This window comes from Thalassovita sp., from assembly GCF_965218685.1.
GTDB lineage: Bacteria > Pseudomonadota > Alphaproteobacteria > Rhodobacterales > Rhodobacteraceae > Thalassobius.
In genome coordinates this window covers 1,402,918-1,424,111 of sequence record NZ_OZ244657.1, presented here as the reverse complement: position 1 = coordinate 1,424,111, position 21,194 = coordinate 1,402,918, and the positions used below count along the sequence as shown (strand labels likewise).

20 protein-coding genes are annotated in these 21,194 nt (G+C 61.4%); 12 read left to right on the top strand and 8 right to left on the bottom strand.

From position 1 onward, the window contains the following. Window positions 1-28 precede the first annotated feature (28 nt). The 5 genes from mreC to ACOQOQ_RS07230 are packed head-to-tail and all read left to right on the top strand — an operon-like array spanning window position 29 to window position 5,448. Entirely contained in the window at window positions 29-910 is an 882-nt protein-coding gene (gene mreC, locus ACOQOQ_RS07250; protein WP_420569468.1) for a rod shape-determining protein MreC, read from the top strand. Then, a complete protein-coding gene (locus ACOQOQ_RS07245) occupies window positions 903-1,442 on the top strand; it encodes a rod shape-determining protein MreD (protein ID WP_420569467.1) in 540 nt (179 codons plus the stop codon). The genes mreC and ACOQOQ_RS07245 overlap by 8 nt, the downstream gene beginning before the upstream one ends. After that, window positions 1,439-3,382: a penicillin-binding protein 2 gene (gene mrdA, locus ACOQOQ_RS07240; protein WP_420569466.1), complete on the top strand. Its 1,944-nt coding sequence runs from the start codon at window positions 1,439-1,441 to the stop codon at window positions 3,380-3,382. Before ACOQOQ_RS07245 ends, mrdA begins: the two co-directional genes overlap by 4 nt. Then, entirely contained in the window at window positions 3,379-4,518 is a 1,140-nt protein-coding gene (rodA, locus tag ACOQOQ_RS07235; protein WP_420569465.1) for a rod shape-determining protein RodA, read from the top strand. The genes mrdA and rodA overlap by 4 nt, the downstream gene beginning before the upstream one ends. Window positions 4,519-4,521: 3 nt before the next feature. After that, window positions 4,522-5,448 (top strand): 2-hydroxyacid dehydrogenase, encoded by a 927-nt coding sequence (locus tag ACOQOQ_RS07230; protein WP_420569464.1) that lies wholly within the window; start codon window positions 4,522-4,524, stop codon window positions 5,446-5,448. A gap of 12 nt (window positions 5,449-5,460) precedes the next feature. On the opposite strand, the gene ACOQOQ_RS07225 is transcribed toward ACOQOQ_RS07230, so the two are convergent. After that, window positions 5,461-6,261 (bottom strand): SseB family protein, encoded by an 801-nt coding sequence (locus tag ACOQOQ_RS07225; RefSeq protein ID WP_420569463.1) that lies wholly within the window; start codon window positions 6,259-6,261, stop codon window positions 5,461-5,463. Beyond that, complete coding sequence (locus tag ACOQOQ_RS07220; RefSeq protein WP_420569462.1) at window positions 6,242-6,841, bottom strand: uracil-DNA glycosylase family protein; 600 nt, start codon at window positions 6,839-6,841, stop codon at window positions 6,242-6,244. The genes ACOQOQ_RS07225 and ACOQOQ_RS07220 overlap by 20 nt, the downstream gene beginning before the upstream one ends. Window positions 6,842-6,996: 155 nt before the next feature. Between ACOQOQ_RS07220 and ACOQOQ_RS07215 the strand changes: the two genes are divergently transcribed. The 4 genes from ACOQOQ_RS07215 to ACOQOQ_RS07200 all read left to right on the top strand — a co-directional run bounded on the left by ACOQOQ_RS07215 (window position 6,997) and on the right by ACOQOQ_RS07200 (window position 12,359). Then, the gene (locus ACOQOQ_RS07215; RefSeq protein ID WP_420569461.1) at window positions 6,997-8,244 is read left to right on the top strand and encodes a Na+/H+ antiporter NhaA; all 1,248 of its coding nucleotides are present in this window, start codon (window positions 6,997-6,999) and stop codon (window positions 8,242-8,244) included. A gap of 191 nt (window positions 8,245-8,435) precedes the next feature. Next, window positions 8,436-9,095, top strand: coding sequence for an ABC transporter ATP-binding protein (locus ACOQOQ_RS07210; RefSeq protein ID WP_420569460.1), 660 nt, complete (start codon window positions 8,436-8,438; stop codon window positions 9,093-9,095). Continuing rightward, the gene (locus tag ACOQOQ_RS07205) at window positions 9,073-10,716 is read left to right on the top strand and encodes a capsule biosynthesis protein (RefSeq protein ID WP_420569459.1); all 1,644 of its coding nucleotides are present in this window, start codon (window positions 9,073-9,075) and stop codon (window positions 10,714-10,716) included. Before ACOQOQ_RS07210 ends, ACOQOQ_RS07205 begins: the two co-directional genes overlap by 23 nt. Window positions 10,717-10,862: 146 nt before the next feature. After that, window positions 10,863-12,359 (top strand): phosphomannomutase/phosphoglucomutase, encoded by a 1,497-nt coding sequence (locus ACOQOQ_RS07200; protein WP_420569458.1) that lies wholly within the window; start codon window positions 10,863-10,865, stop codon window positions 12,357-12,359. Window positions 12,360-12,478: 119 nt separating this feature from the next. Here the strand turns inward: ACOQOQ_RS07200 and ACOQOQ_RS07195 are convergent, their stop codons facing one another. The 6 genes from ACOQOQ_RS07195 to ACOQOQ_RS07170 form a co-directional block, all read right to left on the bottom strand. Then, window positions 12,479-14,491, bottom strand: a complete 2,013-nt coding sequence (locus ACOQOQ_RS07195) for a M3 family metallopeptidase (RefSeq protein ID WP_420569457.1) — start codon at window positions 14,489-14,491, stop codon at window positions 12,479-12,481. Window positions 14,492-14,547: 56 nt separating this feature from the next. Next, complete coding sequence (locus ACOQOQ_RS07190) at window positions 14,548-15,588, bottom strand: HesA/MoeB/ThiF family protein (protein WP_420569456.1); 1,041 nt, start codon at window positions 15,586-15,588, stop codon at window positions 14,548-14,550. Further along, window positions 15,588-16,052 carry a dUTP diphosphatase gene (dut, locus tag ACOQOQ_RS07185; RefSeq protein WP_420569455.1) on the bottom strand — a complete coding sequence of 155 codons (465 nt, stop codon included), beginning with the start codon at window positions 16,050-16,052 and terminating at the stop codon, window positions 15,588-15,590. The genes ACOQOQ_RS07190 and dut overlap by 1 nt, the downstream gene beginning before the upstream one ends. Window positions 16,053-16,077: 25 nt before the next feature. After that, entirely contained in the window at window positions 16,078-17,274 is a 1,197-nt protein-coding gene (coaBC, locus tag ACOQOQ_RS07180) for a bifunctional phosphopantothenoylcysteine decarboxylase/phosphopantothenate--cysteine ligase CoaBC (protein WP_420569454.1), read from the bottom strand. A 62-nt stretch (window positions 17,275-17,336) separates the two neighbouring features. Beyond that, a complete protein-coding gene (locus ACOQOQ_RS07175) occupies window positions 17,337-18,128 on the bottom strand; it encodes a ChaN family lipoprotein (RefSeq protein WP_420569453.1) in 792 nt (263 codons plus the stop codon). Further along, a complete protein-coding gene (locus ACOQOQ_RS07170; RefSeq protein WP_420569452.1) occupies window positions 18,125-19,003 on the bottom strand; it encodes an RNA polymerase factor sigma-32 in 879 nt (292 codons plus the stop codon). The genes ACOQOQ_RS07175 and ACOQOQ_RS07170 overlap by 4 nt, the downstream gene beginning before the upstream one ends. Window positions 19,004-19,103: 100 nt before the next feature. On the opposite strand from ACOQOQ_RS07170, the gene cobU reads away from it, so the two are divergent. The 3 genes from cobU (at window position 19,104) to ACOQOQ_RS07155 (ending at window position 21,143) form a co-directional block, all read left to right on the top strand. Further along, a complete protein-coding gene (gene cobU / locus ACOQOQ_RS07165) occupies window positions 19,104-19,625 on the top strand; it encodes a bifunctional adenosylcobinamide kinase/adenosylcobinamide-phosphate guanylyltransferase (RefSeq protein WP_420569451.1) in 522 nt (173 codons plus the stop codon). Then, window positions 19,622-20,194 carry a histidine phosphatase family protein gene (locus tag ACOQOQ_RS07160; RefSeq protein ID WP_420569450.1) on the top strand — a complete coding sequence of 191 codons (573 nt, stop codon included), beginning with the start codon at window positions 19,622-19,624 and terminating at the stop codon, window positions 20,192-20,194. The genes cobU and ACOQOQ_RS07160 overlap by 4 nt, the downstream gene beginning before the upstream one ends. An 82-nt stretch (window positions 20,195-20,276) precedes the next feature. Then, a complete protein-coding gene (locus tag ACOQOQ_RS07155; protein WP_420569449.1) occupies window positions 20,277-21,143 on the top strand; it encodes a glutathione S-transferase in 867 nt (288 codons plus the stop codon). Window positions 21,144-21,194: the final 51 nt, after the last annotated feature.

Genomic DNA, 21,194 nt, shown 5'->3' with positions numbered 1-21,194 from the left:
TGCCCAACTTTCCCTGAAAGGGGGACGCTTGGCCAAGGACAAGACACAAGACGAGGATTTCATTGCCCCTCTGAAGCGATTGCTGACGGGGGTGGTGATCCTGTGCCTGATCGGCGTTTTTCTGGTGTGGCGGATCGACAGCCCCCGGGTCGAGCGGTTCCGCGCGCAGGTGATTGATGCCGTGGTGCCCAGTTTCGATTGGGCGATGGCCCCGGTCACAGGCGCGGTGAACCTGCTTCGGGATCTTCAGTCATATCAGCGCATCGTCGAGCAAAACCGAGAACTGCGCCGCGAATTGCAGAAGATGAAAGCCTGGAAAGAGGCCGCCAGCCAGCTTGAACAGGAAAACGCCCGACTTTTGGATCTGAACAAGGTCCGTCTGGACCCGCGCCTGACCGTGGTGACAGGCGTGGTGCTGGCTGACAGCGGCTCTCCGTTCCGGCAATCGGTGCTGCTGAACGTGGGCCAGCGCGACGGGATTATTGACGGTTGGGCCACGATGGACGGCATTGGCCTGGTTGGGCGCATTTCGGGCGTGGGACAGAACACCAGCCGGGTGATCCTGCTGACCGACGCGTCATCACGCATCCCGGCACAGATTCAACGCTCGGGCCAGACGGCCATTGTCAGCGGTGACAACACCTTGGCGCCCCTGTTGTCCTTTGTCGAAAACCCTGATGCAGTGCGGCCGGGTGATCGGGTTGTGTCCTCGGGGGATGGGGGCGTGTTTCCCGCAGGCCTGCTGATCGGCCATGTCGCCCAGGACCCCGGAGGCCGCCTTCGCGTGCGCCTAGTGGCAGATTACGAGCGTCTGGAATTTCTCCGCGTGCTGCGCAATCCGGGCACCGAGGTGATCACCGATCCCGGCGCCCTTCTGGCCCCAGCCCCCGACGAGGCTGCCTATGACTGAGGCCACAAGCACACGTCTGTGGGTCATGCGCGCCGGGTATCTGGCGCTGTGCATGGCGGTGATGTTCTTCCAACTTTTGCCTCTGGGAACCGTGCCGCGCAGCTTTGCCGGACCGGACCTGTTGCTGGCCTTTACGCTGGCCTGGGCCGCGCGCCGCCCCGAATATGTTCCCCTGCTCAGCATTGCCGCGATTGCGTTGCTTGCTGATTTCCTGTTCCAGCGCCCGCCCGGTCTGTGGGCCACACTTCTGGTGCTGGCCTCGGGCGCGGTCAAGCGCCGTGCTGCCGGTCTGAGGGGGCAGACCTTTGCGGTGGAATGGCTGAATATCTCGGTCGTTATGATCTGCGTGTTACTGCTGTACCGGCTGGTGCTGTCCACGCTGATGATCCCTCAGGCGCCATTGTTGCTGGCTACGATCCAGATCCTCATGAGCATTGCGACCTATCCTTTGATCGTGCTGATCACGACCCTTGCCTTTGGCGTACAGCCCGCTCAACCCGGGGATGGCGACACATTGGGAGGCCGCGCATGAGACGCCCCAGCCGCGAGAACACCGAAAGCGCGCGCCGCGTATCGCGCCGGGCCTTGGTGGTCGGCGGCCTGCAGCTGGGCTTTGTCGGGCTTTTGGGGGCGCGAATGCGGTACCTGCAGGTCGATCAGGCCGACCAGTTCCGCCTGCTGGCCGAGGAAAACCGCATCAATGACCGCCTGATCCCACCTGCCCGCGGCGAGGTATTCGACCGACACGGCCTGGTCATCGCCCGCAATGAACCAAGTTACCGCCTGACAATCGTGCGCGAGGACGCCGGCGACATCGACGCCGTCATCCGCCGCCTGGCCACCCTGGTCGAGCTGAATGCAGATGATCTGAACCGCGCCATGGCCGAGATGGAGCGCTCGCCGCCCTTCCTGCCCGTCACCATCGCTGACCGCGTCAGCTGGGAGGACATCGCCCGTGTCTCGGTCAACGCACCTGCCCTGCCCGGCATCACTCCCGAGGTCGGCCTGTCGCGTCATTATCCTCTGGGCCCCGATTTCGCCAATGTGCTGGGCTATGTGGGCCCCGTGTCCGATTACGACCTGTCCAAGATCGAGGACCCCGATCAACTGCTGCGCATTCCGCGTTTCCAGATCGGCAAGGTCGGTCTTGAGGCCAAGATGGAGGAAAACCTGCGCGGCAAGGCAGGCACCAAACGGGTCGAGGTGAACGCTGTTGGACGTGTCATGCGCGAGCTGGATCGCGTCGAAGGTCAACCCGGCGCCAACCTGCAATTGACCGTGGATCACCGGCTGCAAAACTATGTGCAGGCGCGACTGGGCAATGAAAGCGCCGCGGCCGTAGTCATCGACACCCAGACGGGCGACCTGCTGGCCATCGCCTCGGCGCCCAGCTTTGATCCCAACCTGTTCGTGCGCGGAATTTCTGTAAGCGATTACAAGGCACTGACCGAAAACAAATTCCGCCCTCTGGCCTCGAAATCCGTGCAGGGCCTTTATCCGCCCGGATCAACCTTCAAGATGGTGACAGCTCTGGCCGCACTGGAAGAGGGCGTGATCTCGCCCGAAGAAACGGTCTGGTGCCCCGGCCATGTTGAGGTCGCCAACCGCCGTTTCCACTGTTGGAAACGGGCCGGCCACGGCCATATGGATCTGAAGTCCTCGTTGCGCGAAAGCTGCGATGTCTATTACTACGACGTGGCGCTGAAGGTCGGGATCGAGAAAATCAGCGCCATGGCCGAACGCCTGGGGTTAAGCCAGCGATACGACATTCCTATGTCCGCCGTCGCCCGTGGTCGCGCGCCCACCAAAGACTGGAAGCTGTCCAACTATGGGCAGGACTGGGTGGTTGGGGACACGGTGAACGCCTCGATCGGGCAAGGGTATGTGCTGGCCTCGCCGCTGCAACTGGCGGTGATGAGCGCCCGGATTGCCACGGGCCGCATGGTCACGCCGCGCCTTCTGAAATCAGTCGACGGAGTCGAACAACCCTCGGGCAGCGGCGAGTCCCTGGGTCTGAACGAAAATCATCTGCGCCAGATCCGTCGCGCGATGTTCGAGGTGTCGAACGTGCGCCGGGGCACCGCATATGGCAGCCGTATCCTGCCCGATGATATGCGCATGGCCGGCAAGACCGGCACCAGCCAGGTCCGCAACATCACCGCCGCTGAACGCGCCCGGGGCGTCACCAAAAACGAGGACCTGCCGTGGGAGCGTCGCGACCATGCGCTGTTCGTCAACTTCGCCCCCTACGACAACCCGCGTTATGCCGTGGCCGTCGTGGTGGAACATGGGGGCGGCGGATCAAAAGCCGCTGCACCGATCGCACGCGACATCACCTTGCAGGCGCTGTATGGCGAGGACCCGCCGCTGGATGCCTATCCTGCCAAGGACCGCGACCGCATCAAAGCTCTGCAGGACCGGCTGAAACGCGAGCGGCCTGACTTCGGTTCGACCGGGCGGGTGCGCACATGAGCTATCTTGAGTATACCGTCAAATCCATTCCATCCGGCCCGCGCAAGCTGCTGTTCCTGAACTGGCCGCTGACGCTGCTGCTGATCACGGTCGCCAGTGTCGGGTTCCTGATGCTGTATTCGGTGGCCGGCGGGTCTTTCTCGCCCTGGGTCGAACCCCAGCTGAAGCGCTTTGCCCTGGGCCTTGGGGTCATGCTGTTCGTAGCCATGATCCCGATCTGGTTCTGGCGCAACATGGCCGGGGTGGGATACCTGCTTTCGCTGGCCCTGCTACTGTTCGTCGAGTTTTTCGGCACGGTCGGCATGGGCGCCCAGCGTTGGATCGATCTGGGTTTCATGCGCCTGCAGCCATCCGAGCTGACAAAGATCACACTGGTGATGCTGCTGGCGGCCTATTACGACTGGCTGCCCACCAAGAAAACCTCGCATCCATTGTGGGTATTCATCCCTGTGCTGTTCATCCTGATCCCCACTGCGCTGGTACTGAAGCAGCCCGACCTTGGAACCTCGATCCTGCTGGTGACCGCTGGCGGAGCGATGATGTTTTTTGCAGGCGTACACTGGGGTTATTTCGCTGCGGTTTTCGCGGCAGGGATCGGGCTGGTGACCGCTGTGTTCCAGTCGCGCGGCACCGGCTGGCAGCTGCTGAAGGACTACCAGTATCGCCGGATCGACACATTTCTGGACCCCGCCAGCGATCCTTTGGGGGCGGGCTATCACATCACCCAGTCCAAGATCGCATTGGGATCAGGCAGCTGGACGGGCCGAGGCTTCATGCAAGGCACCCAGTCGCGCCTGAACTTCCTGCCCGAGAAGCACACGGATTTCATTTTCACCACCCTGGCCGAGGAATTTGGCTTTGTCGGCGGCATTTCCCTGTTGATGCTTTATACGCTGATTATCGTCTTCTGCGTGGCCGCGGCGATGGCAAACAAGGATCGGTTTGCCTCGTTGATGACGCTGGGGATCGCGATGACGTTCTTTTTGTTCTTCGCGGTGAACATGTCCATGGTGATGGGGTTGGCCCCCGTGGTGGGCGTGCCACTGCCGATGGTCAGCTATGGCGGCTCGGCCATGCTGGTGCTGCTGGCCGCCTTTGGCCTGGTGCAAAGCGCCCATGTCCATCGACCGAGGTAGCCGATGATCAACGTTCTTTTCGCAGGCCACCCGTCGCGCTGGCCGATCTATCAGAAACCGCTGCAAGATGCCTTTGCCAAGGCTGGTCTGGACGCCGGTCTGAGGACGGAATTTGACCCCGCGCTGGTGGATTACATCGTCTATGCGCCGAACTCGCCCCTTCAGGATTTCACGCCCTATACCCGCTGCAAGGCGGTGCTGAACCTGTGGGCCGGGGTCGAGGCGATCGTGGGCAACCAGACCCTGACCCAGCCCCTGGCGCGGATGGTGGATTTCGGGCTGAAACAAGGGATGACCGAATGGGTGGTTGGCCATGTGCTGCGCTATCACTTGGATATCGACTATTTCCTGGCGCGTCAGTCCGGCGAATGGGAGCCAAAGGTGCCCCCCCTGTCGCGCGATCGCAAGGTTACCGTTCTGGGACTGGGGGAATTGGGCGCCGCAACGGCCGTGGCCTTGGCTGCGCTTGGCTTTGACGTCATTGGTTGGAGCCGGTCTGCCAAGGACGTTCCAGGGGTCCGATGCCTGCACGGCGATGATCTGGACACCGCGCTGACAGGCGCCGAGATCGTGGTTCTGCTGCTGCCCAAGACCCCCGCAACCGAGGATATTCTGAATGCGGACAGGCTGGCCCTTCTGGCACCCGGCGCAGCAGTCCTTAATCCCGGACGAGGGGCCCTGATTGACGATGACGCTCTGCTGTCCGCGTTGAACAGCGGGCGGGTTGGCCATGCCACACTGGATGTGTTCCGGGTAGAACCTCTGCCTGATGATCATCCCTATTGGGCGCATCCCAACGTGACCGTAACCCCGCATATTGCCTCGGAAACGCGGCCCGAAACCGCGTCCGAGGTGATCGCCGAAAACATCCGCCGCAGCGAGGCAGGCGAGGGTCTGCTGTATCTGGTGGATCGTAATCTGGGCTATTGATCAGCCCAATGTTCAGCGCAGGATTGGGGGCTTTTCCGGATCCGAGCCCGGGGCTGCGCGACCGACCTCTTGGGCTTCTTCGGGTTGCGGCAGGTCGAACTTCAGCCCCCATTTGGCCAGTGTCGCCGCCATCGCATCCGCGGAACGGGCGAAACTGACATCCAGCGCGCCCGCCTCAATCCCGGAAAACACCAGTGCCTCGGACACGGCCTTGGCCAGCGCGCTTTCGGCGCCGGGAACCACGTCGATGAACGTCAGAAGGTGCGAGCGTACGCCATTGTCATACGTCACACCGACCAGATAGGCGCTGTGCGCCAGCCCTGCGGCAGTGGCCAGTTTGGTGTCCAGACCTGTCAGCAACGCTTCGGGCAGACCAGCAGGGGTCGAGATTTCCTCGATCTTGGCCTCGGCCTCGGACGGGGCATTACCCAACGTCTGATCAAGCCACGCAATTGCCTCGGGCGGGATCAGGATCGAGGATGGCGCGACCTCGAGGTTCAGGCCCAGCCCCATGCCCTGCTGCGCCAAAAGGCTGGCCACGATCCGCCCCGACAGCGCTGCAAAGGGGGCCACGTCACCCACGAACTCGGCCAGACGTTCCTCGCGATCGAACACCAGCACGAACGAATTTCCCTCGACCTCGAATACCTGAGGCGAAACGTTTTCATCCACCGGCTCTTCGATCAGCAGCAAAAACAGCTCGCAATCGGCCAGACGTTCGTAAAACCGCAGGCGGGCGGCATCGTCGCCTTCATCCGCCATCATCTGGGCGTGGGCGATATCCAGCGGGGTGTCATGCGGGGTTTGGGTCATCAAGGATCTCTCGGACTTGGGCGCGCAGTACGGGCAACAGATCGGCCTCGAACCACGGATTTTTTCGCAGCCAAGCGGTATTGCGCCAGGACGGGTGAGGCAAGGGGAAAACTCCGGGCGCATGGTCGCGCCATCCCTGAACGCGGGCGGTCACAGACATACGGCCGGGCAAGTGATAGGCTTGCGCATAGCCGCCCACCAGCACGGTCAGGCGTATGTTTTTCAGCGCCTCCAGAACCTCGGAGCGCCAAGTCTGCGCGCATATCGGTGGCGGCGGCAAATCCGAACCGCGCGCGTCATAGCCGGGAAAGCAAAACGCCATGGGCACAAAGGCAAACAGGTCGCGGTCATAAAACGTGTCGCGATCCACCCCCAACCAGTCACGCAGCCGATCCCCCGAAGCATCGTTGAACGGCTTTCCTGTTTCATGCACACGCATCCCCGGCGCCTGCCCGGCCACCAAAATTCGCGCGCGGGGATGAAACCAGGCCACGGGACGGGGTGAATGGCGGCTGGCCGTGGCGCTGAACCGCCCGGCACAACGTCTGCACCCAAGGATATCCTGCTCAATCGTGACCATACACACGTGGTAAGAGCGCTTGCACCAGCACGCAAGGCGCGCATGGGTATTTCTTTGCATACCCTTGTTTGCTGGGTTTTTTATCGGTTTTCATTGCCCCAGGGCGTTCGATGACCTACTTGTCGGGAAACAAAAATAACACGATGGGGAGACGCATGTATCGCGTTTGGAATTTTGTCACCAACTACTCTTTGTTGCTGATCTTTGGTGCGCTGATCGCACTTGTTTGGGCCAATACGAACCCCGAAAGCTATCACCATTTCGTCGAGTTCAAGATTTGGGACCATGCCCCGATCGGTCATTATCATGACGGGCACCGGACGTTGACGCTGCATTATCTGGTCAATGACGTGCTGATGGCGTTCTTCTTTGCCATTGCCGCGAAAGAAGTCTGGGAGGCCGTGATCCTCGAGAACGGCTCGTTGCGCGGAAAAAAGGCGGCGACCCCGCTGATCGCGACTGCAGGCGGCATGTTTGGCCCCATCGCCGTGTACCTGGGCCTGGCGCTTATCATGGGCTCGGACACCTATGAGGCCGTCAAGAACGGCTGGGCGATCCCGACCGCGACGGATATCGCGTTCTCGTATCTTGTGGGTCGCATGGTGTTCGGCGCGGGCCACCCTGCAGTGCGTTTTCTGCTGCTGTTGGCCATTGCCGATGACGCTGCGGGCCTGATCATCCTTGCGATCTTTTACCCCTCCGGCGACCTGGCGCCCGAATGGCTGCTGGCCTCGCTTGGGGCAGCTGTTGCCGTGTTCGTTCTGGCCAACTGGCTGCCGCGCTATCTGGATTGGGGCAATCAGGCACGGCCAAATTCCACCTGGGTGCGCGCAAACCTCAGCTTCTGGCCCTACCTGATCGCGGGCTGCATCAGCTGGTACGGCTTCATGCGCGCAGGTATTCACCCCGCACTGGGGCTTCTGCCGATCGTACCGACCATCCCCCACGCTGACCGCGCCTTCGGGATGTTCAGCGAGGCCGAGCAATACCTGCACGACTTGCTTAACGATATCGAGCACGCTCTTAAACACCCGGTCGAGGTGGTGCTGTTCTTCTTTGGCTTGCTCAACGCTGGGGTCGAGTTTTCGGCCATCGGCGATCCGACCTGGCTGGTGCTGGCCGGCCTTCTGATCGGCAAACCCGTAGGCGTGCTTCTTATGGGGGTGCTTGGGGCGCATGTGCTCAGGCTGGGGCTTCCGCAGGGAATGAAGACCTCGGACCTGTTCGTAATCGGCTGCGTCTCGGCTATCGGGTTCACCGTATCGCTGTTCGTGGCCACCGTTGCCTTCCCTGCGGGCGAAGTGCAGGACGCGGCCAAGATGGGTGCATTGCTCAGTTTCGGCGCGGCCGTGGTGTCGGTAATCGCGGGCAAGGTTTTCCGCGTCGAGAAACGATCACTTTAACCCCTCGATCCGTTCAAAAATCGGCGAAACCGGTTCCATATGGGGCCGGTTTCGGCTTTTATGAGCCTTATTTTGGCCCAGAAAACATGCGATAAACCGCATTGAAATCCGTTGCAGCGCCAGAGCTTGGTTAAACAGGTCGTAAGAAAACGCCGCTATCTCGGATGGCAGGAGCAGCAAGAGACACCACCATGTTGGAGTTCGACAACGTCAGTAAGTCCTTTTGGACCGGCACACAGCGCAAGGTGATCCTTGACCGCGTGTCCTTTCGTGTTGAACTGGGCAAATCCATCGGCATCCTGGCCCCCAACGGCACCGGCAAGACCACGCTTATCAACATGATGGCTGGCCTGGAAAAACCCGACGAGGGCGTTATCCGGCGTGAATGCAACATCAGCTTTCCCTTGGGGTTCATGGGCGGCGTGGTCGGTAAGCATTCGGCGGTGGAAAACAGCCGCTATATCGCGCGCCTGTACGGGCTGGACCCCGATTATGTCGAGGCATTCTGCCGCTGGCTTTGCGGTCTGGGCGAATATTTCGATCAACCTCTGGGCACCTATAGCTCGGGGATGAAATCCCGGTTCTCGTTCGCGCTGATGCTGGCGCTGGATTTTGACATATATCTGATCGACGAGGGCATGCCCTCGTCCACGGATGTTGAATTCAACAGGAAAGCAGGCGATTTGTTGCGTGAACGTCTGCGCACCACGACGGTGATCATCGTTTCCCACCAGCCCCGTACGCTGGAAAAATTTGCGAGTTCAGCGGCCGTTCTGATGAATGGCAAGCTGCATATGTTTGACACCTTGGAAGAGGCGAAAAGGCTGTATGACTACGAAACCCAAGGCTAAGAAGTTCCGAATCCGGCGGGGGCAACCTCTTGCGATGGGGCAACCTGTCGATGGCGAAGCTGTGCCAACGCCCCCCGAACCGCCCGAACCCGAGCGTCATCTGTCCTCGGTGCAGCAGCCCGCGCAACCCGCGCCCGCCGCGGAACAGCCCAAGGCATCTGCTGACATCGCCTCGCCCCGCCAGACAGCGGCCGAAAGCAGCATCGACACTATCCGCCGCGAGGGTCTGACCGGCCGCCAATTGCGCATGGCCCGGCGCGTGGCACAGAAACACGGGTTGTCGCCGACATCGGATTTCGACGCGGTGCGCCTGCTGCGCGCCAAGGGCATTGACCCGTTCCAGCGCGCCAACATGCTGGAGCTGGTGGTCCCGCAGGACCAGACACCGGCCCCGACCGAGCAGCCTGTCCAACTACCGCAAACGGTGCCAGTCGAAAAACCGCAGCTGCCCTCGACCGAGCTTAGCCCGGCCGAGCGTCGCGTGCAGGAAATCTCCTCTATTCAGCGCGATATCGCCAAGCGCCGCCGCCGCAAATCCTTTGCACTGCTATCCCGGTTGGCCTTCTTCGTTTTCCTGCCAACCTTACTGGCCGGCTGGTACTTTTTTACCGTCGCAACGCCGATGTATGCCACCAAGTCCGAGTTTCTGATCCTCGAAGCTGATGCCGTTGGCGGCTCGGCCCTGGGCGGGCTTCTCAGCGGGACGCAATTTGCCACCAACCAGGACGCGATTGCGGTGCAGTCCTATCTGGAATCCCGCGACGCCATGTTACGGCTGGAGCAGGACATCGGCTTTAAGGCGCATTTCAGCCAGGACTGGATCGACCCGATTCAACGGCTTGAAGATGGCGCCTCGGACGAAGCTGCCTACAGCATCTACAAGAACAACGTGAAAATTGGCTATGACCCGACCGAAGGCGTCATTCGGATGGAGGTTGCAGCCGCCGATCCGCAGGTCAGCGCACAATTTTCGCAGCAACTGATTTCCTATGCTGAAGAACGCGTTGACGATCTGTCCCGCCGAAAACGCGAGGACCAGATGAAAGAGGCCCGCACCAGCCTGGAAGAAGCCAAGCGCGAACGCCGCGAGGCCCAGGTGCGCCTTGTGCAATTGCAAGAAGGCACGCTGCTGGACCCCGAGGGCGAGATCGCCAGTATCCGCGCTCTGATGAACAACGTCGAGCTGCAACTGCAGGAAAAAGAGCTACAACTGCAGACCATGCTGAACAACTCACGCCCGTCTAAGCCACGGGTGGACGCCTTGCGCACCGAAATCCGCCTGTTGCAAGCCGAGCTGGAAAAGCAAAGCAACCGCCTGACTCATGCCACCAACGGCGACACCTCGCTGGCGGCCAAGGCTGCACAGATCCAGATCGCTCAGGCGGATCTGGCCACTGCAGACTTGTTTCTGCAATCGGCCCTGCAGAACGAAAAGCAAACCGCACAAGAGGCCAACAGGCAGGTCCGCTATCTGACCACCAGCGTTCGCCCGGTGCCACCCGATGATCCTACCTATCCGCGCGCGTTCGAGAACACGCTGCTGGCCTTTCTGATCTTTTCGGGGGTTTACCTTTTGATCTCGCTTACCGCTTCGATCCTGCGCGAACAGGTCTCGACCTAACGCGCCCGGAACCAATTGCCTGCGAAATCAGCACGTCCTTGCTGCGTGCTGATTTTTGCATCGCATGAATGTTGTATTCCCCTTCTATGCTGGGCATACCAGTCATGGCCTCAACCAATTTTCAGATTTCAAAAAGTGAGATCACAGTGACCAAACCAATTTACGACGTCACCCCGAACACCTGGGAATTCCTCAAATCTCCGATGATCAAACCCACGGGGTTTCGCGAGTATGACGCTCGTTGGAAATTCCCGGACGAGATCAACCTGCCAGGCATGACCGCCCTGGGCCTGGGCATCGGCACGCAGATGCGCAAGCACGGGCTGGAGCCTGTGATCGCCGTCGGCAACGATTATCGCGACTACTCGCTGGCCATCAAAAACGCGCTGGTGATCGGCCTGATGCAGGCTGGCGTTCAGGTCAAGGACATTGGCCCCTGCATCACCCCTATGGCTTATTTCAGCCAGTTCCACCTGGACGCGCCCGCCGTGGCCATGGTCACCGCCAGTCACAACCCCAACGGCTGGACCGGCGTGAAGATGGGCTTCCAGCGCCCCCTGACCCACGGCCCCGACGAAATGGCCGAGCTGAAGGACATCGTGCTGAACGGCAAAGGCGAACCGGCCCCCGGCGGCAGCTACGAATTCGTCGATGGCGTTCAAGAAGCCTACATGGATGACCTGGTGGGTGACTTCAAAATGTCGCGTAAACTCAAGGTCGTCTGCGCCAGCGGCAACGGTACCGCCGCCGCCTTTGGCCCCGCCCTGTTCGAACGTCTGGGCGTCGAGATGGTGGATAGCCACAACCGGCTGGATTACACCTTCCCCAACTACAACCCGAACCCCGAAGCCATGGAAATGCTGCACGACATGGCCGACAGTGTCAAAGCCTCGGGCGCCGATTTTGCGCTGGGTTTCGACGGTGACGGCGACCGCTGCGGCGTTGTCGACGACGAGGGCGAAGAGATTTTCGCCGACAAGGTGGGCGTCATCATGGCTCGCGATCTGGCCAAGCTCTATCCCGGCTCGACCTTCGTGGCGGATGTGAAATCCACAGGCCTGTTTGCCTCGGACCCCGAGCTGCAGAAATACGACATTAAGGCCGACTACTGGAAAACAGGTCACAGCCACATGAAGCGCCGCGTTCATGCTCTGAACGCCCTGGCTGGCTTCGAAAAATCCGGCCACTACTTCCTGGCCGAACCGATTGGCCGCGGCTATGACGATGGCATGCGCGTCGCTGTTGAGATCTGCAAACTAATGGATCGCAACCCCGACATGTCTATGTCCGACCTGCGCAAGGCCCTGCCGAAAACCTGGTCGACCCCGACCATGTCGCCCTATGCCGCGGACGAGGAAAAATACGACATCCTCGACCGTATCGTGGAGAAACTGGTCGCCAAGGCCGAGGCAGGCGACACCTTCGCCGGCCAAAATGTCAAAGAAGTCGTCACCGTCAACGGTGCCCGTGTGATCCTGGAAAACGGCTCCTGGGGTCTGGTGCGCGCCTCGTCGAACACGCCGAACCTGGTGGTTGTCTGTGAAAGCAGCGACAGCGAGGACGAGATGCGCGCCATCTTCGCCGAACTGGACGCCGTGATCCAAACCGAACCCGGCGTCGGCGAATACGACCAAAAAATCTAAACCGCACAAAAATCGCTAAGGCCCGGCATGCCCCGCCGGGCCTTTTTCATGCCTGCTTCTTTGCTCATCCAATACTCTGGGGTGAAAGGCCGCAGGCCAGAGGGGCAAGGCCCCTCCGCTCACGAAACCAGCCCGCGCCCCTTCAGCAGCGCTTCGATCCCCGGCATCCGCCCCCGGAACGCGGTGTACAGCGCCTCGGCATCCACGGACCCACCCGTTGACAGGATATTCTCCTCCAACGCCTTGGCAGTGTCGGCATCAAACGCGCTTCCGGCCTCTTCAAAGGCGGCGAAGGCGTCGGCATCCATCACCTCGGACCACATGTAGCTGTAATAACCCGAGCTATAGCCATCCCCGGCAAAGACATGTGCAAAATGCGGGGTCGCGTGGCGCATGGCGATCTGTTTTGGCATGTCCAGCCCATCCAGAACCTGCGCTTGCATGGCCATCACATCCGTCGGGGCCCCGCCACGATGGAACGCCAGATCCACCAAGGCCGAGGCGACATATTCCACCGTTGCAAACCCCTGATCGAAGTTGGCAGCGCCCAGAACCTTTTCCAACATCTCGGCGGGCATGGGCGCGCCGGTGTCGGCATGGGTGGCAAATTCGGCCAGAACCTCGGGCACTTCAAGCCAGTGTTCGTACAGCTGGCTGGGCAGTTCGACAAAATCGCGTGCCACGGATGTCCCCGAGATGCTCTCATAGGTCACGTCCGACAGCATCTGGTGCAGCGCATGGCCAAATTCGTGGAACAGCGTGCGCGCGTCGTCATAGGACAGCAGCGCAGGGTCGCCCTTTGCAAAATTGCACACGTTGATCACGACGGGCGCCTGCACCTTGGGGAACTTCGCCTGCGCCCGCATGGCCGAGCACCAAGCCCCCGAACGTTTGGAACCGCGCGCAAAGTAATCCCCGATGAAAACCGCCACGTGTTTACCGTTCCGAGTGACCTCCCACGCGCGACAATCAGGGTGGTACAAAGGCACGTCCAGCGGCGAAAATTCCAGCCCAAACAGCCGGTTAGCGCAAGCGAACGACGCCTCGATCATCCGGTCCAGCTGCAGGTAGGGTTTCAGCGCGGCCTCGTCCAGATCATGCTCGGCCTTGCGGCGGCGCGCGGCGTAATAGTGCCAGTCCCACGCTTCAAGATCGCCATTGATACCGTCGGCGTGCATCATCTGCTCCAACACCTTGGCGTCCGCCTCGGCCCGCGCTTTGGCCGGCTCCCACACTGCCAGCAACAATTCCTCGACGCGCTGGGGAGTCTTGGCCATTTCCGTTTCCAGCTTGTAATCGGCAAAGCTGTCATACCCCAGCAACTTGGCCCGTTCTTCGCGCAGTGACAGGATTTCAGCGGCGATCTCGCGGTTGTCCGTGTCCCCCCCATTGGCCCCGCGCGCTACGAAAGCCGCATAGGCCCGTTCGCGCAGATCGCGCCGCGGCGAGAACTGAAGGAAAGGCGTGATGATCGAGCGTGACAGGGTCACGACCGGGCCTTCGGTGCCCTTTTCCTGACCGGCCGCGCGCATTGCATCAACGACGAAATCAGGCAGGCCGTCCAGATCATCCTCGGTCAGTTCCATGAACCATTCGCGTTCATCCGCCAGCAGGTTCTGGGTGAAGGCCGTGCCCAGGCTGGCCAGCTTGCCCTTGATCTCGGCCATGCGCGCATCCTGGGCCCCTTCCAAAGCCGCGCCCGAACGCACGAACCCGCGGTGGGTCAGCATCAGTACCCGTTGCTGCTCGGCGGTCAGGTCCAGCGTGTCCTTCTGCGCCCACAGGTCGGCGATCCGCGCGAACAGAGCCTTGTTCGATGAAATCGCGGCAAAATGCGCCGCCAGTTTGGGGGAAAATTCGACCTGCAGCTTCTCGCGTTCGGGGTTGCTGTCAGCACCCGCCACGGTGAAAAACACGGACAGCACCTTGTCCAGATCACCGCCTGCGGCCTCCATCGCCTCGACCGTGTTGGCGAATGTCGGCGCTTCGGGATTGTTGGCGATGGCGGTAATTTCGGCCTTATGCACGTCCAGCGCCCGGGCGAAAGCGGGGGCAAAATCAGCGTCGTTGATGGTATCAAACGGAGCGATCTCGAACGGGGTTTTCCAGGCGGACAGCAGCGGATTGGTCATGCAAATTCTCCTTTGAGAGCACAGGTAATCACGCCCGTGCCAGACGTCCAGATCGCCTAGGCTGTTTCACCGCAAACCGGGCAATCGGAGCGTTTTTTCAATGCGATTTTCCGGGTTTCACCCCAAAGCGCATCATAGATCAGCATCTCGCCGCGCAAAGGAGCCCCCGCGCCGGTGATGAGCTTGATAGCCTCGACAGCCATCATGGTGCCTATGACGCCTGGCAGGGGGCCGATCACGCCGGCCTCGGCGCAGGACGGGGCCAGGCCTGCCGCCGGGGCCTGAGGGAACACGCATTGGTAACAGGGGCCGGACTGCGCGGGTTCGAACACGCTGATCTGCCCCTCCCATTGCGATAAAGCGCCGGAAATCAGCGGCTTACCTGAAGAAACCGCAGCTTCATTCACCAAATACCGTGTGGTGAAGTTATCAGTACCATCAAGGATCAGGTCGTATTCTGCGAACATTTCACTCGCTAATTCGGGCGTCAGGCGGCGATGATAGGGCCGCACCTGGACAAAGGGGTTCTGCGCCTCCATCGCCTTCTGCGCTGAGAATACCTTAGGCATGCCGATCGCTGCATCGGGGTGAATTACCTGCCGCTGCAGGTTGGAATTGTCGACCTCATCATCGTCAATCACGCCGATCGTGCCCACGCCCGCGGCGGCCAGATAGAGCAGCGCAGGCGAGCCCAGACCCCCGGCGCCGATCACCAAAACCTTTGCGTTTTTCAGGCGTTTTTGACCCTTACCGCCAACCTCGCGCAGCACGATATGGCGGGCATAGCGGTTCAGCTCGACCTCGGAAAACGTGCCTTGGGGTTTGGCCGGGGCTGCCGTCGGGACGGCCCGGCGTCGCAGCCATCTAAGCCCTTCACGATACAGCAAAACCAGCCCGGCCAGCGCCCCGAAGATCAGCCAGGGCGCGGCCTGCCCGCCAGTCGCCGTGCGCAAGGCGTTCCCATCGGGCAACACCAGATGCAGCAGCACAACGGCCGCCCAAAGCACTGCCAGCATGACTATACGCACCCGGATCGGCGCCCCCATGGCCATTCCGATCCCCCACAGGACCGCCGCCAGTATCAGGACCAGCGCCATCAGCCCCGCCCGGTCGAGCCAAATCCGCCCGCGCCACGCGCGGTGTCCGACAGAACCTCGGCCATTTCGAAGGTCGCCTGCACAACCGGAGCCACGATCATCTGGGCGATGCGGTCCCCGTGTTGTACGTGGAAATCAGCGTCACCTGCGTTCATCACAATCACCCCCAACGGCCCGCGATAGTCGCTGTCGATCGTGCCTGGGCTGTTGGGCAGCGTGATCCCGTGCTTCAGCGCCAACCCGGATCGAGGGCGCAACTGCACCTCGAAACCCAACGGGATTTCAAGCCGCAGGCCCGTCGGAATCAACGCCCGCGCACCCGGAGCCAGCACCACGCCCGTGCCCCGCAAATCTGGACCGAAATTGGCCCGCAGGTCAGCGCCTGCAGCGCCCTCGGATTCATAGCTTGGCAGGGCCAGCGTCTGGTCGGCCTCGTCTGTCCAAGTCAATGCAACGGTCACCATCTTGGCCCGGTCCTTTCAGAAAAATTTACGCGTCCAGAGCGGCAGCGATGCGCTCGGCCAGCTTTTGCGCCACTGCGTCCTTGGCCATTTTCGGCCAATCCTCGACGCCCACATCATTGATGATATGCACCGTGTTCTGCGCGCCGCCAAAGGTGCCGGTCTCGGGCGAGACATCGTTGGCCACGATCCAATCGCACCCTTTCCGCAGACGCTTGGCCGTCGCGTTTTCGATCACGTCGTCGGTTTCAGCGGCAAAACCCACGACCAGACCGGGGCGCCCGTCCGTCATTTGGCTGACCGTTGCCAGGATATCCGGGTTCTCAGAGAAGCTGAGCGTGGGGATCTCGCCGTTTTGCTTTTTCATCTTCGAACTGGCCGCCTCTGTCACGCGCCAATCGGCCACGGCGGCGGCGAAAATGGCAGCGTCGGCGGGCAAGGCCGCCTGCACGGCCTCCAGCATCTGAACTGCGGTTTCGATCCGCACCACCTGTACGCCCTCGGGCGGGGGCACATCGGCGGGGCCGGTCACGAACACGACCTCGGCGCCCAGCGCGACCAATGCACGGGCAATCGCCGTGCCCTGTGCCCCGGATGAGCGGTTCGAGATATAGCGCACCGGGTCAATCGGTTCCTGCGTCGGCCCCGAGGTTATGACAATGCGTTTACCCTTCAACGGGCCGCCTGACAGGGTGGCCTGGGCTGCGGCGACAATCTCCAGAGGTTCGGACATGCGGCCGGGGCCGTATTCGCCGCAGGCCATGTCGCCCTCGTTCGGGCCAATCAAACTGATGCCATCCGCCTGCAAAGTGGCCAGGTTGCGCTGTGTCGCCGGGTGATCCCACATGCGCACGTTCATCGCGGGCGCAATCATCACCGGCGTGTCCGTCGCCATCAGCAGGGTCGAGGCCATGTCATCCGCGTGCCCCCCCGCCATCTTGGCCATCAGATCAGCAGTGGCCGGGGCCACGACGATCAGGTCGGCACTGCGCGACAGTTCGATATGGCCCATCTCGGATTCATCGGTCAGGTCAAACAGATCGTCATAGACCTTCTCTCCGGCCACCGCGGACAGGCTGAGCGGGGTTACGAATTCCTTGGCCGCGCGCGTCATGACAGGCGTCACCGCCGCCCCGCGTTCGCGTAGTCTCCGGATCAGCTCGGGCGTTTTATAGGCCGCGATGCCGCCTCCGATGATCAACAGGATCCGCTTGTTTGCCAGCATTTCTGCCCCCTTAGATGTATCGAGCCGACACTAGGGCGCGGCGGCGGCACTGACAAGAGCGCTCACCTGAACGCCGCGCAGGGATCGGGGCGGTCTATGACAGGGCCGCCAAGCACCAGATCGAAGGCCGGATCGGGTTCGGCGTCGCCCTCGGTCTGGGCCACCGCAAAGAAACGCAGGTCAGGGCGGACACGCGCGACATAGCTGGGCGCCCCCCAATCCGCACGCGCATGGCCGTTACCCGTGATCACAACGACCGGCCCGCCGGTATCCTCTAAGGCCGTCAGAGCCGCCCGGGCCAGCATCGCGTCCCGCAGGCGTTGCAACGCCACCATCCCCGGCAAAAGCGTTTCCGGCAGCGCGTCGCAATGTGCCGTCATCTGCATCGCCTCTCGCTGAGTCTGTTGGTCCGTGGGCAAAGGGGCCATCAGCCCATATTCAGCCGCTCCGGACCCAAAATAAGAAGCAATGCCATCCTTCATCGCCGCCCGCGCCTGCGGACGCGGCAAGGCGGCACCGTAGATTTTGGCAGGTGCGGCCATGACCACGGGCCAATACATGGCCAGATCGGGCCAGCCGCTTTGTGACCATCCCGTCGCCGCATCAAACGCCTGAGACGACGCCAGATCCGCTGGCGTCAGCGCGGCGGCCACGTCAGATGTCAGCATTTCATACACAACGGCCGAGGGCTGCAAGGCCGCGATAAACTCTGCTTGTTTTTCATGATGCGCGGGATTGTCGTGCACTTCGCCCAAGAACACCACGTGGGCTTGCGCCATTTTTTCCGGCGGCGCCTTGGCATGGGCGAAAGGTACTGCGCTCAAAAGGGCCAGAACTAAATACAGGGCTCTCATGCCAACAGGTCATGCACCTCTTCGGACCGGCCTTCAAGATATTTGCGCATCTTGGCAAAGGCCGCAGCCTCCAGCTGGCGGACCCGTTCTTTGGACAGGTTCAGCTCTTGGCCCAGCGATTCCAGCGTGCGGATCGGCTCGCGCAACTTGCGCTCGCGGATGATGAATTGCTCGCGTTCGTTCAGGGCGCCCATGGCTTCTGCCAACCAAGCGCGCAGGGTTTCGCGGTCGTGCTGCTCTTCGACGATCTCGGCCGATTGGGCGCTATCATCTTCCAGCGTGTCGATCCACTCACGGCCCTCATCTTCGGTGCTCTGAGTGGCGTTAAGCGAGAAATCCGAGCCGGACAGCCGCCCCTCCATCATCTCGACATCGCGCAGCGGTACGCCGATCTCGGTCGAGATCATGTGGCGCAGTTGATGACGGTCCAGGGTTTCGCCCCGAGCCATCGCCTCGCGCTCCAGACGTGCCTGCACGCGCCGCTGGTTGAAAAACAGCGACTTCTGCGACGAGGTCGACCCCGTCCGCACCATCGACCAGTTCCGCATTACGTAGTCCTGGATCGAGGCTTTGATCCACCAAACCGCATAGGTGGAAAACCGCACGCCGCGGTCCGGGTCAAACTTGTCGGCGGCCTTCATCAGACCCAGCCCAGCCTCTTGGATCAGGTCATTCATCGGAGCGCCGTAACGCTTGTATTTCGACGCCATCGAGATCGCCAGGCGCATGTAGGCCGTGATCAGCCGATGCAGCGCTGCCTCGTCACGCTTGTCTCGCCAAGCATAGGCCAGATCGCGTTCGGTTTCAGCGTCCAGCAGCTCGGCCTTCATCGCGACGCGCGAAAGCGACATGTCGTTTGGATAATCAAGTGCCATTTCTAACCGCCAATCTGCGCGCGGGGCGCGCTCTTTATAATTAGGGACAGGAGTGTTACGCACGGCAAGGCTGAATGGTTCACAATAAGGTGTATAGAATATGCTTGATAAGCTGACCCTTGTGCTGGGCGGGGCCGGATCGGGCAAATCCCTGTGGGCCGAAGATTTGGTCAAGCGCGGTGCCAGCAGCCGAATTTATCTTGCCACTGCAAGGGCTTGGGATGACGAAATGCGCTCGAAGGTGGACCAGCACCGCGCCCAGCGGGGCCCTGACTGGACCACGATCGAGGCTCCGCTAAATGTTTCACAGGCGCTCGCGTCCGCTGGGCCAGATCAAGCTGTGCTGCTGGATTGCGCAACCATGTGGTTGTCAAACCACCTTCTGGATGGCAGCGATCTTGACGCGGCCGAAAGCGAATTTTTCGCCGCCCTGAAGGACTGTCAGGCCCCCGTCGTTGTCGTCTCGAACGAGGTCGGTATGTCCGTGGTGCCCGAAAATGCGCTGGCCCGCCGCTTTCAGAATGCGCAAGGCGCGCTGAACCAAAAGCTGGCTGCGCAGGCCGATCTGGTGGTCGCCGTGATGGCCGGATTGCCGCTTGCCCTCAAAGGAACCCTGCGATGAGCCGCTTTTTCTGGGTCCGTCATGGCCCCACTCACGCCAAGGCCATGGTCGGCTGGACAGACCTGCCTGCCGATCTGTCAGATCGGGCGCAGCTGGACCGTCTGCACGCGCATCTGCCCCACGAGGCGCTGGTGATCTCGTCCGATCTTAGCAGGGCCGCAAGCACCGCTGACGCTATCACCCGGCACCGCACACGCCTGCCGCATGACCCCGACCTGCGCGAGATCAACTTTGGCGCGTGGGAAATGAAGGGGGTCAAAGACGTAGAGGATCAGGATCATCTGCGCGCCTATTGGGAAACCCCCGGAGACATCCGTGCCCCCGGGGGCGAAAGCTGGAACGACGTGACCGCCCGCGTGAACGCCGCCGTCGCGCGTCTGCTAAGCGCTTATCCGGGGCGCGATATCGTGGCTGTCGCGCATTTCGGAGTGATCCTGACGCAGGTCCAAACAGCACTGGGGCTGTCTGCATATCAGGCGTTCTCGCACAAGATCGAAAACCTTTCGGTGACCGAGGTTTGCCTGACCGATGGGCAGTGGCGCGCCGGAGCGATCAATCATCTTCCGTGATGGCCCTTCGCATAACAATTCATTTTTGAAATCCCCTGCCGGCACCTAACCTGTTGTCATTGCAAACAGGAAAGGAATTCGAATGGGATATGAACTGTTTATTGGCGATCAGAGTTTTTCCAGCTGGTCCTTACGTGGTTGGCTTTTGTTCGAACAGTTCGGCATCCCTGTGACAACCAAGATGGTCGGTCTATACGATGGCACCATGACCGAAGATCTGGCCGCGCTGGCCCCGGCCCGACTGGTGCCGACCATGCGCATCGATAACGAGATCGTCGTGGGCGAGACTCTGGCGATGGCCGAGACCCTGGCCGAGCGTCACCCCACAGCGGGCATGTGGCCCAGCGATCCGGCGGCGCGGGCTCTGGCGCGCTGGGTTACCTCGGAAATGCACGCAGGTTTCGGCCCTTTGCGCAACGATTGCCCGATGCAACTGCTGCACCAGTACGAAGGCTTCACCCCCAGCGAATCCGTGCTCAAGGACCTTGCCCGCATCACCGAGCTGTTCACTCTGGCGCGCACACGCCACGGGGACGCCGGGCCGTGGCTGTTTGGCGACTATTCCATCGCGGATGCGTTCTATGCCCCCGTCGCCGCCCGGATCGCGGGTCACGCGCTGCCCGTCAACGACCTGGTGCAGACGTATGTGGACACCACGCTTGCCGACCCCGCTTTCCGCCGTTGGCGGGCCATGGGGCTGACGAAATCCTATGACCCGGTGCCCTATGCGATGGACCTGCCCACGCGCGCGTGGCCGGGGCCCGCTCCGATGCCCGCCCATGCCATCGAAACCGGCACGCCCGAAAATGACGTCTGCCCCTATTCGGGCAAAGAGATCACTCACCTAGGCAGCTTTGACGGCCGCATCTTCGGGTTCTGCAACGCGTTTTGCCGCGACAAGACGGTGAACGACCCGCTGGCCTGGCCGAAATTCGCCGCCCTGCTTTAGGTTCGTTAACCATTCCTCAATCCCCCGGAGCTTAACCTTTGTTAACCAAGG

Excerpts from the sequence above, each read along its gene's own strand:
- ACOQOQ_RS07210 (WP_420569460.1), top strand. The coding sequence starts at position 8,436 with ATGTTGGAGTTCGACAACGTCAGTAAGTCCTTTTGGACCGGCACACAG.
- ACOQOQ_RS07160 (WP_420569450.1), top strand. The coding sequence starts at position 19,622 with ATGAGCCGCTTTTTCTGGGTCCGTCATGGCCCCACTCACGCCAAGGCC.
- ACOQOQ_RS07220 (WP_420569462.1), bottom strand. The coding sequence starts at position 6,841 with ATGGTCACGATTGAGCAGGATATCCTTGGGTGCAGACGTTGTGCCGGG.
- cobU (WP_420569451.1), top strand. The coding sequence starts at position 19,104 with ATGCTTGATAAGCTGACCCTTGTGCTGGGCGGGGCCGGATCGGGCAAA.
- ACOQOQ_RS07195 (WP_420569457.1), bottom strand. The coding sequence starts at position 14,491 with ATGACCAATCCGCTGCTGTCCGCCTGGAAAACCCCGTTCGAGATCGCT.
- coaBC (WP_420569454.1), bottom strand. The coding sequence starts at position 17,274 with ATGCTGGCAAACAAGCGGATCCTGTTGATCATCGGAGGCGGCATCGCG.
- ACOQOQ_RS07190 (WP_420569456.1), bottom strand. The coding sequence starts at position 15,588 with ATGGCGCTGGTCCTGATACTGGCGGCGGTCCTGTGGGGGATCGGAATG.
- ACOQOQ_RS07225 (WP_420569463.1), bottom strand. The coding sequence starts at position 6,261 with ATGACCCAAACCCCGCATGACACCCCGCTGGATATCGCCCACGCCCAG.
- ACOQOQ_RS07170 (WP_420569452.1), bottom strand. The coding sequence starts at position 19,003 with ATGGCACTTGATTATCCAAACGACATGTCGCTTTCGCGCGTCGCGATG.
- ACOQOQ_RS07205 (WP_420569459.1), top strand. The coding sequence starts at position 9,073 with ATGACTACGAAACCCAAGGCTAAGAAGTTCCGAATCCGGCGGGGGCAA.
- ACOQOQ_RS07245 (WP_420569467.1), top strand. The coding sequence starts at position 903 with ATGACTGAGGCCACAAGCACACGTCTGTGGGTCATGCGCGCCGGGTAT.
- mrdA (WP_420569466.1), top strand. The coding sequence starts at position 1,439 with ATGAGACGCCCCAGCCGCGAGAACACCGAAAGCGCGCGCCGCGTATCG.
- ACOQOQ_RS07155 (WP_420569449.1), top strand. The coding sequence starts at position 20,277 with ATGGGATATGAACTGTTTATTGGCGATCAGAGTTTTTCCAGCTGGTCC.
- dut (WP_420569455.1), bottom strand. The coding sequence starts at position 16,052 with ATGGTGACCGTTGCATTGACTTGGACAGACGAGGCCGACCAGACGCTG.
- ACOQOQ_RS07230 (WP_420569464.1), top strand. The coding sequence starts at position 4,522 with ATGATCAACGTTCTTTTCGCAGGCCACCCGTCGCGCTGGCCGATCTAT.
- ACOQOQ_RS07215 (WP_420569461.1), top strand. The coding sequence starts at position 6,997 with ATGTATCGCGTTTGGAATTTTGTCACCAACTACTCTTTGTTGCTGATC.
- rodA (WP_420569465.1), top strand. The coding sequence starts at position 3,379 with ATGAGCTATCTTGAGTATACCGTCAAATCCATTCCATCCGGCCCGCGC.
- ACOQOQ_RS07175 (WP_420569453.1), bottom strand. The coding sequence starts at position 18,128 with ATGAGAGCCCTGTATTTAGTTCTGGCCCTTTTGAGCGCAGTACCTTTC.